At 28.7% G+C, this 15309-nt stretch carries 16 protein-coding genes and 2 tRNA genes; 6 read left to right on the top strand and 12 right to left on the bottom strand.

The window, feature by feature from the left end; genetic code table 11:
* Nucleotides 1–14: 14 nt before the first annotated feature.
* From NAB20_RS05250 to mce, 6 genes are all read right to left on the bottom strand, one after another.
* On the bottom strand, nucleotides 15–1262 hold the full coding sequence (locus NAB20_RS05250; protein ID WP_375605641.1) for a phage integrase SAM-like domain-containing protein: 1248 nt from the start codon (nucleotides 1260–1262) through the stop codon (nucleotides 15–17).
* A gap of 59 nt (nucleotides 1263–1321) precedes the next feature.
* The gene (locus NAB20_RS05245; protein ID WP_375605640.1) at nucleotides 1322–2215 is read right to left on the bottom strand and encodes a hypothetical protein; all 894 of its coding nucleotides are present in this window, start codon (nucleotides 2213–2215) and stop codon (nucleotides 1322–1324) included.
* Nucleotides 2212–2508, bottom strand: a complete 297-nt coding sequence (locus NAB20_RS05240) for a helix-turn-helix transcriptional regulator (protein ID WP_375605639.1) — start codon at nucleotides 2506–2508, stop codon at nucleotides 2212–2214. Before NAB20_RS05240 ends, NAB20_RS05245 begins: the two co-directional genes overlap by 4 nt.
* Nucleotides 2509–2646: 138 nt before the next feature.
* Nucleotides 2647–3561, bottom strand: coding sequence for a hypothetical protein (locus NAB20_RS05235; RefSeq protein ID WP_375605638.1), 915 nt, complete (start codon nucleotides 3559–3561; stop codon nucleotides 2647–2649).
* Nucleotides 3562–3647: 86 nt separating this feature from the next.
* Nucleotides 3648–3721: transfer RNA gene (locus tag NAB20_RS05230), tRNA-Ile, on the bottom strand.
* Between the two features lie 85 nt (nucleotides 3722–3806).
* Nucleotides 3807–4211 (bottom strand): methylmalonyl-CoA epimerase, encoded by a 405-nt coding sequence (mce, locus tag NAB20_RS05225; protein ID WP_088390107.1) that lies wholly within the window; start codon nucleotides 4209–4211, stop codon nucleotides 3807–3809.
* 84 nt (nucleotides 4212–4295) lie between these two features.
* On the opposite strand from mce, the gene rbfA reads away from it, so the two are divergent.
* The 4 genes from rbfA to NAB20_RS05205 all read left to right on the top strand — a co-directional run bounded on the left by rbfA (nucleotide 4296) and on the right by NAB20_RS05205 (nucleotide 8464).
* Nucleotides 4296–4688 carry a 30S ribosome-binding factor RbfA gene (gene rbfA / locus NAB20_RS05220; protein ID WP_088390105.1) on the top strand — a complete coding sequence of 131 codons (393 nt, stop codon included), beginning with the start codon at nucleotides 4296–4298 and terminating at the stop codon, nucleotides 4686–4688.
* Between the two features lie 4 nt (nucleotides 4689–4692).
* Nucleotides 4693–5901, top strand: a complete 1209-nt coding sequence (locus tag NAB20_RS05215) for an ABC transporter permease (RefSeq protein WP_105195541.1) — start codon at nucleotides 4693–4695, stop codon at nucleotides 5899–5901.
* 533 nt (nucleotides 5902–6434) lie between these two features.
* Nucleotides 6435–7613 (top strand): acyl-CoA dehydrogenase family protein, encoded by a 1179-nt coding sequence (locus tag NAB20_RS05210; protein ID WP_105195542.1) that lies wholly within the window; start codon nucleotides 6435–6437, stop codon nucleotides 7611–7613.
* Nucleotides 7614–7693: 80 nt separating this feature from the next.
* Nucleotides 7694–8464 (top strand): DUF3050 domain-containing protein, encoded by a 771-nt coding sequence (locus tag NAB20_RS05205; protein WP_088390099.1) that lies wholly within the window; start codon nucleotides 7694–7696, stop codon nucleotides 8462–8464.
* Nucleotides 8465–8544: 80 nt separating this feature from the next.
* Here NAB20_RS05205 and NAB20_RS05200 read toward each other — a convergent pair whose 3' ends face one another.
* Nucleotides 8545–8880, bottom strand: a complete 336-nt coding sequence (locus tag NAB20_RS05200; RefSeq protein ID WP_088390097.1) for a 2Fe-2S iron-sulfur cluster-binding protein — start codon at nucleotides 8878–8880, stop codon at nucleotides 8545–8547.
* Nucleotides 8881–8939: 59 nt separating this feature from the next.
* Here NAB20_RS05200 and NAB20_RS05195 point away from each other — a divergent pair.
* Both NAB20_RS05195 and NAB20_RS05190 read left to right on the top strand, forming a co-directional pair.
* A tRNA-Ala gene (locus NAB20_RS05195) sits at nucleotides 8940–9013 on the top strand.
* 66 nt (nucleotides 9014–9079) lie between these two features.
* The gene (locus NAB20_RS05190) at nucleotides 9080–9985 is read left to right on the top strand and encodes a DUF3078 domain-containing protein (protein ID WP_088390095.1); all 906 of its coding nucleotides are present in this window, start codon (nucleotides 9080–9082) and stop codon (nucleotides 9983–9985) included.
* 244 nt (nucleotides 9986–10229) lie between these two features.
* On the opposite strand, the gene NAB20_RS05185 is transcribed toward NAB20_RS05190, so the two are convergent.
* The 5 genes from NAB20_RS05185 to NAB20_RS05165 are packed head-to-tail and all read right to left on the bottom strand — an operon-like array spanning nucleotide 10230 to nucleotide 15308.
* On the bottom strand, nucleotides 10230–10748 hold the full coding sequence (locus NAB20_RS05185; RefSeq protein ID WP_375605637.1) for a hypothetical protein: 519 nt from the start codon (nucleotides 10746–10748) through the stop codon (nucleotides 10230–10232).
* Entirely contained in the window at nucleotides 10748–11710 is a 963-nt protein-coding gene (locus tag NAB20_RS05180) for a hypothetical protein (RefSeq protein ID WP_375605636.1), read from the bottom strand. The genes NAB20_RS05185 and NAB20_RS05180 overlap by 1 nt, the downstream gene beginning before the upstream one ends.
* A complete protein-coding gene (locus NAB20_RS05175) occupies nucleotides 11697–12218 on the bottom strand; it encodes a hypothetical protein (RefSeq protein ID WP_088390089.1) in 522 nt (173 codons plus the stop codon). Before NAB20_RS05175 ends, NAB20_RS05180 begins: the two co-directional genes overlap by 14 nt.
* A complete protein-coding gene (locus tag NAB20_RS05170) occupies nucleotides 12211–13386 on the bottom strand; it encodes a hypothetical protein (protein ID WP_375605635.1) in 1176 nt (391 codons plus the stop codon). Before NAB20_RS05170 ends, NAB20_RS05175 begins: the two co-directional genes overlap by 8 nt.
* The gene (locus NAB20_RS05165; RefSeq protein WP_105195545.1) at nucleotides 13386–15308 is read right to left on the bottom strand and encodes a type II secretion system protein GspD; all 1923 of its coding nucleotides are present in this window, start codon (nucleotides 15306–15308) and stop codon (nucleotides 13386–13388) included. The genes NAB20_RS05170 and NAB20_RS05165 overlap by 1 nt, the downstream gene beginning before the upstream one ends.
* Nucleotide 15309: the final 1 nt, after the last annotated feature.

The following is a 15309-nucleotide window of genomic DNA, read 5'->3' as shown; positions in this document are numbered from 1 at the left end:
AATAAAAAAACCTGCTATGAAGCAGGTTTGAATACATTATAATTGATGAAACTTTCTTGTAATAATTTTTCATTTTCAGTGTCAATAACATCATCTTCAAAATCTTTTAAATAAGCTGTTGTAATTGCTACATTTTTATGTCCCATGGATTGAGAAACTATATCTGTTGAAACTCCTAATTGTTTTAAATTTGTAGCATAACTATGTCTTGCTACATAACTACTTAAAGGTTTGTCTATTCCAACTATTTCTGCTATTTTCTTTAAATCACTATTGAATTTTTTAAGTTTCTTATGTTTTCTATTTTGAATTTGAGAAGCAGTTAAATTTTCACTTAATAAAATTGGAAAAACATAATCAGTAGTAGTAAAAGAGTTTTTATAATATTCTAAAATTTCTTTTACAGGATTTAAAATACTTATACTAAATTTTCCTTTTGTTTTTGACCTAATGTAAGTAATTCTATCTCCAGATATATTTGACCATTTCAACATCATTATATCAAAAAAGTTAATCCCTCTGCAATAGTATGAGAATAGAAATATTCTTTTTGCTTCTGCAAGATTTTGATATTTAGTATCATCAAAGTTTTCAATTAGTCTTACTTCCTCTCTGGTTAATGCTTTTTTAATATTGCCAACTTTTAATTTTGATACTTTATAGGTTTTAAATGGATAATATTTTTCATCAATTATATTTTTCTTAATCGCTTTATTATAAAGTGAGCGAAGTTCTCTCATTTTAAATGCTACACCACCATCAGCATTATTGTTTTCTCTTAAATACACTTCATACTTCTCTAAAAAAGTTGGTGTAATTTCTTTAAACATTAAATTGTTTTTTTTGTGAAAACTAAATACAGACTTTTTTGTTTCATTTAATGCTTTAGCATTTCCAGCTTTACTTGATTTTATTTGGTCTGAAATAACATCTTCCCAAAATTCTAAAACTGTCATTTTGTTTGGCTCTACTCCTCTAAATTTTTCTTCAAATTGGTCAAGAGTAAAATCTATTTCATCTAAATTAAAATCATCTATAATTTTTAAGGCTCTGTCTTTGTGTTTTAGTAACAGTCTGTTTCTTTGAAGTTGGTTTGGATGTGATTTTTTAAACTGATTATTTTCTTCATCCCAATCTTTTTTTAGACATTCTAAACCAAGTGAAATTAATTTTGATTTTCTATTCTTAATAATTCTCATTACTACTGGAAATACACCTTCTTTTGTAGCTTTGTCTCTTAAAATAATTTTAATACTTGCCATAATTTGCTATTTTGTATTGACAAATTCCACTAATAGGAAGTAGGGAATTTGTCAATTTTTTATATGTTTATTAATTGATGAAATTTTTCTGTTAATTGGTTTTTTAAAAAATCTCTTGTATTTAAAAGATTGTATTTGTTTAACAGAGAAAAATATTTTAGTTTATGATTTAACTTTGTTTGTCTTCTATTAGCTTTTGTTAGCTTATCCCAAAAGATAAAACTTGAATACATATTTAGTTTTTGAAAATCTTCTTTAGGAATTAACTCCTCTGAATAATTATCAACTATTAGAAGTTCATCAAATCGCATTAATAAATATTGAAATAAATTATTCAAGACTTCTTTATTCTTTAAGTCTCTTAAATTGTAAACTCCAAGTGAATTAAACTCTTTAGCTTTTAAAAACTTAATTTCAAATCTCAAAATATTTTGGTCTTTCAAATTATATTGTTTTGCTTTATCATATATTTTTATGATGTAATTTGAATGTTCAAAAGTCATTAAATAACCTTTACTACTATATTCGTGTATTCCAGAATGTCTTTCAAATCTGTGCATCAAAACACTATTGGAAATTAATTGTTCTGCTGGAATAGGGATTTTAATGTTCATACCAAACTCAAGTTGTGATAATCTTGTTGAAGCTATGTCAATTACTTTGCTGTATAAATAGTCAATAGTTGAACAAAGTTGTGAATATGAAAAGTCATTATAATTATGTTCGTCTCCTTGTAACAAAACATTATTTAACTTATGAATTGAATTTTTAACATATCCACATTTCTCATTTACAACCAATTCCATATTTTGAAGATTTACTCTAAATGGATATAATACCTCTCCTGAATGATATTCTAAAACCGAATACATTTTTTTGAAATTTTCAGGTTTCATGATAAAAGTTTCTAATCTGCTTTTATCTCTATAGTGAACTCTAACAAAATCAATCATAACCTTGATTTTTGAGTTCGACTTAAATATGAGGTTACTTCATCATCAAATTCTTCAACAGAGTATGATTTACTTGATAATACCCAATTTTCAAGTTCAGTTCTCTTGAAAAATATCTTTTTACCACCAGGATTATAAAAAGGAATTTCTTTTTTACTGGTTAGTTTATAAATAGCAGATTTTGATAAACTTAAAAAATCTGCTGCCTCTTCAAGAGTTAATATCTCTTTGCTTAAAGCATATTGTTTTCTTAATAATGCTTCAATTTCATCAAATCTTTTGGAAAAATCCATAACTTAAAAAAATTATGGAAATGCGCATTTCCTTGTTAATAATGAAGCAAAGAAATTGCATTATTAACCAAGGAATTTGGAAGTGTGAGTGTGCTATTAGGTAAAGTGTTAGGTAAAGTATTAGGTTGAAAAATTCAACTATTTATTAGCTTGTTTTATTAAATTATCTAATTCAGATTTTAATTTTTCCAATCTATCAATATCAGATTGCCTTTTAGAAATTTTAGGCATATTATCAAGATTAGTTTGTTTTAATAAAGTTTTACCATTTTGACTAAAAAATGATTCGCTTTTTGAAATGGTAGAGTAAGAGAAGTTCTTAAATAATAGTTTTAATTTATCTAAATAGTTAATAGCAAAAATATTATTGCAATTAAATATAAATGTAAGTTTATCCAAATACGGATTTTCAGATGAAAAGAAGTTTATAAAATCATCTTCGGCAAAATCAATTTCATCAATAATATCATACTTTATTGAAATTTGATATAATTCTCTAATTTGACTTTTCTTTAAATTATCAGCTCCAAAATAAGATTTTTTTAGACTAAAAGCTGTAACAGATTTCACTTCTTGTACATGTGCCTTATCTCTTATATCCTTTTTTATTTTTATTTCTAAAGCATTTATTGTTGAAGTAAAGAAAATTTTATTTGAAGTTAATTTATTAATCTTGGTTTGTAAATCTGTTAATTCATTAATATGAAAATTGACATATTTATCATATTCAGAATTAGAATGAACAAGTTCATTTATTCTTTCAACTATTAAATTATAAGATTTTCTGGATTCTCTTTCTGTGATGTCTTTTAAATATTCACTATAATATTGTTTTTCTTCAAAAAAATCTTTGATAATAATTTCATCATTAACAGACTCACTTGAATAATGTTGTATTATTCTGTACCCTTCTTTTCTATTACATTCAATATTTGAAATTTTTTCACAAATTTCATAAAACTCATTTTCAAATTCAAGTAAATTTTCATTTGAAAAAAGATATTGAAAAAAAGCTAAAGGATTAACTTTTGAAGAAACTCTTTTTGTATTCATTTGTCAAATGTAAAGAATGTTTGACCTATGTTTGACCTGTTAAAATAAAAAAACCTCACTAATCTGTGAGGCTTTGATTTTACTTGTGGTCCCACCTGGGCTCGAACCAGGGACCACCTGATTATGAGTCAGGTGCTCTAACCAACTGAGCTATAGGACCAATTTACTTAGTAAATCTTTTAGCAGCTCAGAGTTGCTCTCTGTTTGCGGTTGCAATATTAAGACATTTTTTTAATTCTACAAAATTATTTTGAAATTTCTTGACACAATTCTATCAAAACACCATTGGTACTCTTAGGATGCAAGAAAGCAACTAACTTATTATCAGCTCCTTTCTTAGGATTTTCATTTAAAACAATAAATCCATTTTTTTTTAATCTTTCTATTTCTTCCACTATATTTTCCACATCAAAAGCTATATGATGAATACCTTCACCCTTCTTTTCAATGAATTTAGCAATAGGACTTTCTGAATTAGTAGCTTCTAAAAGTTCTATTTTATTAGGTCCGTTCATAAAGAAAGACGTTTTAACACCTTCACTTTCTACAAATTCTTCCTTATAAGCAGGCTTTCCAAAAAGCAATTCAAAAACTTTATTTGACTCTTCTAAATTCTTTACCGCTATCCCTATGTGTTCTATTTTTCTCATTATTATTGTTTTTATTTAGACAAATATATCATTTGACAAACTGAAAATAGCAACACTATTTACAAAAAATTGTATGTTTGCATCATGGAGACTAATAGACAAAAAAAAATAGGAAACGTTTTACAAAAAGATTTGGTGGATATTTTACAGGGGGAGGTTCGTAAAAACGGTATTTCAAATCTTGTTATATCTGTTTCAAAAGTAAGCGTAACAACGGACTTATCAATTGCTAAAGTTTTTCTTAGTATCTTCCCACAAGAAAAAGCAAAAGAAATACTAGATGCTGTAAGATCAAACACCCCACTTATCAAACATGATTTAGCACAACGTGTAAAACTACAGTTGCGCCGTGTCCCTAACCTGCTCTTTTACATAGATGATAGTTTAGATTATATTGAAAAAATAGATGACGCATTATCAGGAAAAGACAATCCAATAGAAAACCCTAATTTATTATATAAAAGAAAGAAATCTTAAGCATTTGTACTTCCCTTTTTACATAGCACAACGATATTTACGCACTGCTAGCAAAAACAATGCAATAAACATTATTAGCCGTATAGCTTCAGTAGGAATCGTAATTGGCTCTATGTCATTATTTGTCGTATTGTCTGTTTTTAGTGGATTAAAAGAATTTAGTTTATCTTTCAGCAACAATTTTGATCCTGATTTAAAGATCTTTCCAAAAAAAGGAAAGACGATCACAATTAGTTCTTTACAACTCGATGAATTAAAAAAATTAAACGAAATTAAATTCTATAGTAATGTAATTGAAGAAAAAGTTCTTTTTGTGTACAAAGGAAAAGAGCAAGTGGCTGAAATTAAAGGCGTAGACAATCAGTTTAATCAAGTTAATAAAATCCAGAAAGCCATCTATCAAGGACAATGGCTAATACCTGAAACACCTCAAGTTGTTATAGGAAATGGCATTGCTAGTAAATTATCATTAGGTCTCTTTGACCTAAACAATACGCTCCAAATATACGCCCCTAGACCAGGCAAAGGATCTATTACAAATCCTGAAACCGCTTTTAACAAATCCAATCTCATCCCCATAGGCATTTATTCTATTAACGATGATTTAGACACGAAGTACGTCTTTACAGATCTTCAATTAACTCAAGACCTGCTAGAATATAAAAAAAATCAAGTATCTGCTATAGAAATAAAGATGGATACCTTAGCTAATGAAGGCGTTCTTACTAGTAAATTATCTAAAATATTCAACCATCAAATCGTCATAAAAAACAGAACGCAACTCAATGACAGTCTACACAAAATGTTAAATACTGAAAATACAGCTATTTATCTAATCTTTACCTTGGTAATCATTATGACCCTTTTTACTCTAGCTGGAGCTATTATCATGATGATTCTTGAGAAAAAGAGTAATTTAAAAACACTTTTAAACCTAGGAACTACTATCCAAAATATTCAATTAATATTTTTATTACAAGGAACTCTAATAACCTTTTTAGGAGGAATAATAGGCATTACTACGGGATTTATTTTAGTTTTCATTCAAGATCGATTCAGTTTAATAAAGATAACCGAATCACTTCCTTATCCTGTTAAAATAGAAAGCGAGAATATACTAATTGTTTTTGGCACAATCACCATTTTAGGCTTTATGGCATCTCTTATAGCAGGCAGTAGAGTAACTAAAAAATTATTGAACAACAATCTTTAATACTATCTTTTTCACATTTTCAAATCGTTCAAGAATTATTTTATAAACGTTTTCAAAATAGTCCGAATACGTTTTTAAGCTTATTCTTATTTTCTTTTTAAAAAAACCTCATTAAAACTTATAATCATCATTCTTTAAAAAATATTAAAATCCAATAATTTTAAAAATAAAAACATGACAAATAAGATTCTTTTAGATTTAACTCTAATTAGAATTTAAACTCAAACTCTACATTAGAAACAAAAACGCCTTTAAATCCTGAGAAAGCAGACTATTTTTATCCTCGATCTAATAAAACAAGGTCTACGGCAAAAAAATCGTATATTTTTACATTCTCTATCCTTTCATCTTCATTACCAAGCCTATCACGTAATCAGGGTTTGAATTTATTTAAGAAAATATTTATCCTATTCATAACATTTATCAGTTGCTAGATAAAAATCTTTATATATTTTTGTTGAATCTCGTTTTTAAAAAACACGATTTTAATAAAATTTTTATCATCTTTATTTTTCACAATAAAAACAAACGATATGAAACCAGATTTATTTCAATCACCTGATTATTATCAATTAGACGATCTACTAACAGAGGAGCATAAATTAGTACGCGATGCAGCCCGTACATGGGTAAAAAAGGAAATATCACCTATAATTGAAGAATATGCACAGCGTGCGGAGTTTCCTAATCAAATCATTAAAGGATTGGGTGAAATAGGTGGATTTGGCCCTTATATACCAGTTGAATATGGCGGTGCAGGATTAGATCAAATTTCATACGGTTTGATAATGCAGGAAATTGAGAGAGGAGATTCGGGTGTACGTTCTACTTCATCCGTACAGTCTTCTTTAGTAATGTATCCTATTTGGAAATACGGATCCGAAGAACAACGACAAAAATATTTACCAAAATTAGCTACAGGTGAATGGATGGGATGCTTTGGTTTAACAGAACCTGATCACGGATCAAATCCAGGAGGTATGGTTACTCATTTTAAAGATATGGGAGATCATTATCTTTTAAATGGTGCCAAAATGTGGATTTCTAATGCTCCTTTTGCTCAAATTGCAGTAGTTTGGGCAAAAAATGAAGAAGGGCGCATTCATGGATTAATTGTTGAACGTGGAATGGAAGGTTTTAGCACGCCAGAAACACACAATAAATGGTCATTACGAGCCTCTTCAACAGGAGAACTTATATTTGACAATGTAAAAGTTCCTAAAGAAAACTTATTACCTGGAAAATCTGGTTTAGGAGCTCCTCTTGGTTGCCTTGATTCTGCTCGTTATGGAATTGCATGGGGTGCAATTGGTGCCGCTATGGATTGTTATGATACCGCTTTACGCTATTCTAAAGAACGCATTCAGTTTGACAAACCAATAGGCGCAACACAATTACAACAAAAGAAATTAGCGGAAATGATTACCGAAATCACAAAAGCTCAACTTCTTACTTGGAGACTGGGGGTTTTACGCAATGAAGGCAAAGCTACATCAGCCCAAATTTCTATGGCAAAAAGAAATAATGTAGATATGGCACTAACTATAGCTCGTGACGCGCGCCAAATGTTAGGCGGAATGGGTATTACAGGGGAATATTCGATTATGCGACACATGATGAATTTAGAATCGGTAGTAACATACGAAGGAACTCATGATATCCATTTGTTAATTACAGGTATGGATGTAACAGGATTTCCTGCTTTTAAATAATATGCCAATAAATAAAAATGATATAAATGCCTCTCCTTTTAGAGAGGCATTTATTATTTTTGCTAAAATTTATTAAAACAATGAGTATAACATCTATTCATAAAAACATCCAATCGCAAAAGGATATACTACTAAATCATCCTTTATATCCCAAAATTAAAACATTAGAATCCCTTAATATTTTCCTTGAACACCATATTTATGCTGTGTGGGATTTCATGTCTTTATTAAAAGCTTTACAAAATCAATTAACCTGTACTAAGACTCCTTGGAAGGCTTCTCCTAATCCTGAAACTCGTTATTTAATAAATGAAATTGTTTTAGCAGAAGAATCTGACTTGGCTTTGGATGGCAAACGTTTAAGTCACTACGAAATGTATTTAGAAGCTATGCAAGACTGCGGCGCTTCTATTAATGAAATCAAAAGTTTCTTAAAAAACACAGATGAAACTCAAAATATCTTTATAAGTATTAATCAAAGTGAACTAGGAAAGGCCGTAAAAGATTTTTTAACCTTTACCTTTAAAGTTATTGAAAAAGGACAAGCTCATGAAATAGCAAGTGCATTTACCTTTGGAAGAGAAGACTTAATTCCTAGCATGTTTACTGCTATTTTAAAAAATTTTAAAGAATCATTTCCTGAAAAAGATTTCTCTAAATTAATTTATTATTTCGAACGTCATATCGAACTTGATGCAGATGAGCATGGCCCTATGGCAATGAAGATGATCGAGTATTTGGCAAATGATAATCAAGAAAAATGGAATGAAATGGAGAAAATTGCAATTGAGGCTCTAGAAAAACGAATCGCTTTATGGGATGCAATTGAAAAAGCAATTGACTCTATATAATAAAAGAAATAAAACTGCCCGAAAAAATCTTATATAGGTAAAAAATAATTAAACGCTATTTTTTTCGGGCAGAATAATCATTATTCAGCTGGTGCCAATTCAATTTCTAATCCATTAATTTCAGGAGTTATTAAAATCTGACATCCTAAACGACTATTTTCTTTTACATTTAAGGCTTCCCATAGCATTGCCTCTTCATCTGGATTTTTTTCAGGTAATTCTTCTACCTCATTTAAGATATAACACTGACAGGAAGCACACATGGCCATTCCACCACAAATCCCTATAGTTCCTTCTGGTGCTAATTCATAAGCACGAACTAACTCCATAATATTCATATTCATATCCGTTGGCGCTTGTACCTCATGAATTACCCCTTCTCTATCCTTTATTTTTATTACAATATCTAAAGACATATTTTTTTATTACAAAAATAGCGATATTTACAGAAAAACATTAAATTTGGCAAAACTTTGGGGGATTAGCTCATTTGGCTAGAGCGCTACGCTGGCAGCGTAGAGGCGACCGGTTCGAATCCGGTATTCTCCACTAAATTAACCAAGACCAAAAACCAAGGACGTCTCGTTAGAGGCGTTTTTTTTATCTCACAATAGAATGAAAAAAAGTCAACTACTTATTTTACTTTTATTTTGTTTTTTAAAGACTTACTCTCAAGAAATTATCACAACTCTTCCTGACACTATAACACATTGGAAAAAACAAAACAAAATTGCTTTAGAAGTCAATCAAATAAGCTTTATTAACTGGAATGCTGGTGGTAACAATTCTATAGCGGGTTTACTTAAAGGTGATTTTAAAAGAATTTTTCAACATAAAAATATAAAATGGCATAATGAGCTCTCATTCCGTTATGGTATAAACAAGCAAGATGGTCATGAAATAAGAAAAACAGAGGATGTTTTTCTTATTAACTCAACTTTAGGTTTTAAAAAAGATAGTATTTCCAACTGGCATTATTCCGCTAAATTAAATTTCAACACTCAATTCACAAATGGATACAAGCATCCTAATTTTGACAAACCAATTTCCAGTCTTTTTGCTCCTGCTTATTTATTTATAGGTTTTGGTACGGAATATATCAATAAAGAACAAAATTTTAAAATATACTTATCACCTTTAACTGAAAAATCTACTTTTGTATTTAATACTGATTTAGCAAATGAAGGCGCTTTTGGTGTTGAAAAAGGAAAAAAATATCGAAATGAAATTGGAGCACTTATAACAGCTTTTCATAGAGATGAAATATACCAAAACATTTACCTAGAGAACAAAATAAATCTTTACACGGACTACTTAAATAATTTTGGCAATATAGATATAAACTGGCAATTACAATTCGATTTTATTATAAACAAATATGTTTCTGCTAATATTAATGCTAACTTATTATATGATGACGATGTAAAAACTAAAAATGAAATAAATGGACAATTAATTACTTCTGGAGCCAAAATACAATTCAAGCAAATAATTGGTATTGGATTAAATTATTCTTTTTAGAAAAGATCTTTACAAGAATTAAGTAAATGGGGGTAATAAAACTTAGATCATATCAACTTACAATAACAAATTCTTTATAATGCAAGAGGTGAAGAGATTATACCTTTTTATTAACTTTAAATTGAAATAGGTACTCATTTTTGCTCATAGTATAGTAAAACTACACTTGTAGTAAAAGATAAAGTACCTTATTTTTTACCATTTTCTTTATTTTCAAATTCTTTTCTTGTAAATTATTACAAAACTATCGTTGTCTTATAACGATTAATTTTCTTTTTTCAAATTTCACTTCCAATGAATCTCGGTATATTTTTTTAATTAAAACCCCATTACAATCTGCATTTAGTCGGGTTTTAAACAAGTGATTATTTATTCTTACCAAAATGAGTTCTTCTTCATTTCCTTGTGTTTTTATATAGCCATAAAATTTTACATCTGGAAAAGGCGTTTCTTCAATTATTTTAACAGGTTTAACAGGTTTTGGTATTTCTTTTTTAGGTTTAGGTAAACTATTGTTTACGAATGGTTTCGTATTTTCTATTTTAGGTTCGTTTCTTGATTTTAAAAAAGGATCTATAGAAAGGCTACTTAACAAAAATGTATCCTTTTCAATTTTGGCGGGCAACTTTGTTAAGATATTATTTTGATAGTTAATTTCCGTTTGTTTAGCTTGAAAAAAATGACTTATGTATTTATATATTACGGTACCCCATAGACCTAGAACTCCTATTAATAAGATAATATTTATTTTTTTTTTCATCATTAATTTATCAATAAACTATTGGCTTTACTATATCCTAATCCAACATTTCCTGCTTTATCTTTACTTTTTACTCTCCAAAAATAAGTTCCTGTACTGGTCATTTTTTTTTGATAACTTGTTATAGTGGTAATTTGACTTTCAAAATTTTTAGTAAAATCAATATCCGTTGCAAACTCTATTATATAGGAATCAATTGGAGATTTAATAACACCTGCATCCGAATCTAATTTCCAACTAAAATCTATGGTTGTATTTACTTTACGTGAATCAGAATTATTGGGTAATAAGTTTTGTGGTGCATTGGGAGGTGTCGTATCCAATGAAAATGCAGCTTTACTAAATTCAGTAGCTGAAGTTGTATTTATCGCTTTAATCCTCCATTCATAAAGAGCATCTGATTTAAGAATACTGGCATCTAAAGCATAAGTTGATGATGTAATGCCTTCTTTAGAAAGTAATAACAAATTTCCATTTGTCATGTCGTATAATTCTAAAGTATAACTTGTGGCAATTTTAATGGGATCCCAAATTAGAGTTAAATTATTTCTATTTGTAAAGAATCCATTTGAAGGGCTCTTTAAAATTACGAGTTGGTTTTCTAAGCTGGTCGGTAATTTTACATCAAAAGAAATAGGAACGGTATAGTTAGACTGATAGCCTGCGTTTTCGCCTCTAATTTTAAACTTATAATTTCCTGGTTGTAGTGAGAGTTTTAAAGCCGTTTTGGATGTTAAGGTATCTTTTATGATCAACGCTTTTTTATCCTCAATTTGCAAATGGTATTTATTGGCTCCTTTTAGGGCTTCCCATTGAAAAACCACAATATTGCTTTCTATAAATGTTCCTTCTTTAGGTGATAAAACATTTAGCGTATCGGTCGTAATATCTTTTTCTAAGATATCCTCACATGCTATCATGCTAATTGCTAAAAATAAAAACAATATGCTGTTAAATACCTTCATAATTTTGAAATATAAGTTTTAAATGTAATTTTTCTTCTTTTTCATTTTTCTTTTCAGTGAAAAAATGCAGACTAACAAGCTTTGAACTTTCAAATAGATTCTCAAAGTCATACACTGTTTTTAATAGCTGATTGGTATTACCTGATAATATGATGCTATTGGTAATAGCTGAAAAATGTTCATCTTTAAAATAATGTATAGGTTTTATCCCATCTATAGCTACTTCTGGATGATTCTTTGCTACGAAATCAATAATTTCTTGTTGTACTATTTCTTTTTCTTTTTGACTTTTACCTATTAGGAGATCCAATTTGGTAACTTCTTCATTCAACTTGCTTAAACCTGAAGTTTTAGAGTCAATTTCTAATGATTTTTCATTTAGCGACTTGTATTCTGCATAAGAAGCTATAAGTTGACTAAATGAACGCTTATAAGCTGTAATAGCTAGTAAGCAAAACACTACTAGTAGTGCTTTAAATTTTTGCTTAAAAGTATACTGATTAAACATGATTCAATATTATTTTAATCTCAAATTGTGACTTGTTTTTTTTATCTTTTTTAAGATTAACTATTTCAAATTTCCGCATCCAGTTGAGTTTTTTTAGATCGGTTAACCAGTTATTAAAAACACCTTCTTTATAAGTTTGTCCCTTAATAACAATTGTATTAGGAGTCATCAGTATTTTTTTATCAATCCTAATTTCCTTATCTATTGGAGCATAATTTAACTCATTGAGTTTTATATCATGGGGTATTGTTTGTAGTATATCAAAAGTATAATGTGATATAAATTTATTGGATATTAGTCCTGATTCATTTAAAATCATAAACTGTTGTTCTCTTCGTTTTTCTAATTTTTTAATTTGTTTGTATGATTGATTTGAGTAAATGACTTCCATATTAAGATCTGCAATCTTTCCGTTAAAATACTGAATAGCCGTATAACTTATGGAAAGTAGTATAAAAAATGATACTAGCATAGTTAGACCTAGCTTATTAAACGCTTTTTCATAAATTATTTCTTCTAGTTTAATTTTATTTTCAGTTTTAGTAATCACCTCTGGTTGCAAGAAAAAGTGTATAGCACTTGCATAAAGGGGTAAATGTGAGCTTAACAGATTATCTTCTCCCACTTGAATGGAAGTTGTTGTATCATTTTTGACAAAACTTTCTAGTTCATTTTCTTCAAAAATTAATTCTAATTCACCTGCTTTAATCGTGGTATTTTTGATATGATTTTTCAAAAAAGCAACTGGAAAAGCTCCGATATACACATCTAATATTTGAAATTGATTGGCATGAAAAAAATGAATAGTTTCTTCAACTAAAGCATTTCTGCAAAAACTTATAAATCCTACTGCTTCATTTTGAAAGGTCGTATGATATATACTATTAAAATCGACCGTTTTTAACCAATTAACATCTGCTTCATTCTGATTATCTATTTTTTTGTTTAATATTCCTTTACCATCTATGGACAATACAATGGGTGTTTTGGTATCAATTGCTTTTAAAAATTTTTCAAAACTATCAAACGTTCTAGCAGCTACTATATTGAGTTTATTCCCTTTTTTAAGAACTGTCAATACATAAAATATGTCCGCCTGTTCTTTTTTGACAAGACCGACGACATTTATTTTATTGAATTTAATTATTTTACTTAAATATTGTAACATTAGTATACAACAGTTGGTTTAATGAATATATGAAGCTTAGCATCGCTTTTCGATTTTTTTCGGCTACTAGTGAACCATTTTAGAATGGGGATTCTAGAAATTAATGGAACTCCTGTACCTGAATTTTCTTTTTTCAATTCATCAAGTCCTCCTAATAAAATCATCTCTCCATTTTTAACTCGTACTAAAGATTCAAATTTTTGGGTTGCTTTACCTGGAGGAGCATTTTCACCCGCCCTACCCAAGAATGAACTTTTTTCAACTGCAATATTTAGCGTCACGTTTTCATCTGTTGAAACAAAAGGCTTAATAGATACGCTCAAATTAGCATCCGTTGGTTTCCAAGTGCCTGATTGCAAAATATTGTTTCCTATGTTATTATTACTCAAAATTTGATTGTTTTGCTCAAAATAATAGCTAGTTTCGCCAATGGCTAACTTAGCTTCATGTCCACTAATAGTAGCTATTTTAGGGGTTGATTCTACTTTTAGTATAGAGTTGTTTTCTAACAATTTTAAATTAGCATAAAAACTCTCTGTTACCTTTCCTATTTTGAATAAACCAAAACCATTAAAAGCATTAATTAAACTATTTATTGAAGAGCTATTTAAAGACATGTCCGCAGTAGGATATAAAGTACCCGAAGTACCAATAGGAGTTTGTCCTTTTCCTAAAAGCCCTGCTTTAAAACCAGTTTGAATATCATATCCTTTATTATATTGTGCTATAATTACTTCTATTTGTACCATCGGTACCACTTTATCTATTTGCTTTAAATAAAGACGTAGTTCATCAATAGCTTTTTTAGAACCTGAAAGAATTAAACTGTTTAATTCTACAAATTCTTTAATTTCTAGTTTTTCTGCAAAAACTCTGGGCAAAGACTGTTGTACGCTTTCGATAGACCGGTTTTCTAACTGAATAATTTCTGTAGCTCTAAGACCTTCTGTAGCGTGTTCACCTATTAAATATAAATTATCCTGTTTTTTAAAGGTATATTTTTTTCCTTTAAAAACATGTTCTAATAAGTCATCAAAACTAATATGTTCGGCTGATAAACTTGCTTTCTCATTTTCAGGTTTATTATATAAAAAATAATTAATATGTAATTTTTCAGCTGCTTCCGTTAAAATATCATTTACATCGGCAACATCTGCATTTACATTTAAAAAACCCGATTTATCCAATGTTATATCATAATATCCAGGATTCCCTCGATTGGCTTTAGCTTGTCTATTTTTATTAGAACTATTAGTAGAATAAGAATTTAGATTATTAGGTTCTTTGTTTTTTTCTAAGAAGAAGAAACCATTTTCATCTTTTGAAACAACTAAATCATTTGATTTAGACATCATCTGTATTACTTGTTCAAAAGGTCTATTGAGTATATAAGAAGATACTTTTAAATTCTTAATATCGGGAGCCAAAACTACATTTTTACCTGATTTATCAATAATGGTTTTTGCTACAGCAGGTAAGGAGTCATTTTCTAATCGCAATGAAAGAAAATCATTTTCCTTGTTATAACTTACATCAATAAGTTTAGGTTGCTTTTTTTCAACTACTTTAATCTCTTTTCTCTTTTTAAAAACGACAATATTGTTTAAAAAACCAACTTCTAAATCATACTTTTGTACTAAATGCAAGAATACATCTTTAACGGTTACATCATAAAAGTTATTTACTACCGTTTGATTTAAGTCAGTATCTACATCAATATTAAGTTGATGTTCTTCAGCAATCGAAGCTATAAAATCATGCAAAGAAAGACCAGAAACATTAATTTTCAAGGCTTCATTTATTCCTTTTTTTTGTTTTGCTAGTTCATCAAACTTATAACTTAACTGATTAATATCCTGTTGAGCAAAAGTTGAAAGAGATAAAACAAAACCTAAAAGGGAGTAAATAATTTTTTTAAACATT

This window comes from Flavobacterium davisii (assembly GCF_042182265.1).
In the GTDB taxonomy this organism is placed as follows: Bacteria; Bacteroidota; Bacteroidia; order Flavobacteriales; family Flavobacteriaceae; genus Flavobacterium; species Flavobacterium davisii.
The sequence above is the reverse complement of the archived record's forward strand: the minus strand, read 5'-3'. Positions and strand labels throughout refer to the sequence as shown.

Excerpts from the sequence above, each read along its gene's own strand:
- NAB20_RS05250 (WP_375605641.1), bottom strand. The coding sequence starts at position 1,262 with ATGGCAAGTATTAAAATTATTTTAAGAGACAAAGCTACAAAAGAAGGT.
- NAB20_RS05245 (WP_375605640.1), bottom strand. The coding sequence starts at position 2,215 with ATGATTGATTTTGTTAGAGTTCACTATAGAGATAAAAGCAGATTAGAA.
- NAB20_RS05240 (WP_375605639.1), bottom strand. The coding sequence starts at position 2,508 with ATGGATTTTTCCAAAAGATTTGATGAAATTGAAGCATTATTAAGAAAA.
- NAB20_RS05235 (WP_375605638.1), bottom strand. The coding sequence starts at position 3,561 with ATGAATACAAAAAGAGTTTCTTCAAAAGTTAATCCTTTAGCTTTTTTT.
- mce (WP_088390107.1), bottom strand. The coding sequence starts at position 4,211 with ATGAGAAAAATAGAACACATAGGGATAGCGGTAAAGAATTTAGAAGAG.
- rbfA (WP_088390105.1), top strand. The coding sequence starts at position 4,296 with ATGGAGACTAATAGACAAAAAAAAATAGGAAACGTTTTACAAAAAGAT.
- NAB20_RS05210 (WP_105195542.1), top strand. The coding sequence starts at position 6,435 with ATGAAACCAGATTTATTTCAATCACCTGATTATTATCAATTAGACGAT.
- NAB20_RS05205 (WP_088390099.1), top strand. The coding sequence starts at position 7,694 with ATGAGTATAACATCTATTCATAAAAACATCCAATCGCAAAAGGATATA.
- NAB20_RS05200 (WP_088390097.1), bottom strand. The coding sequence starts at position 8,880 with ATGTCTTTAGATATTGTAATAAAAATAAAGGATAGAGAAGGGGTAATT.
- NAB20_RS05190 (WP_088390095.1), top strand. The coding sequence starts at position 9,080 with ATGAAAAAAAGTCAACTACTTATTTTACTTTTATTTTGTTTTTTAAAG.
- NAB20_RS05185 (WP_375605637.1), bottom strand. The coding sequence starts at position 10,748 with ATGATGAAAAAAAAAATAAATATTATCTTATTAATAGGAGTTCTAGGT.
- NAB20_RS05180 (WP_375605636.1), bottom strand. The coding sequence starts at position 11,710 with ATGAAGGTATTTAACAGCATATTGTTTTTATTTTTAGCAATTAGCATG.
- NAB20_RS05175 (WP_088390089.1), bottom strand. The coding sequence starts at position 12,218 with ATGTTTAATCAGTATACTTTTAAGCAAAAATTTAAAGCACTACTAGTA.
- NAB20_RS05170 (WP_375605635.1), bottom strand. The coding sequence starts at position 13,386 with ATGTTACAATATTTAAGTAAAATAATTAAATTCAATAAAATAAATGTC.
- NAB20_RS05165 (WP_105195545.1), bottom strand. The coding sequence starts at position 15,308 with ATGTTTAAAAAAATTATTTACTCCCTTTTAGGTTTTGTTTTATCTCTT.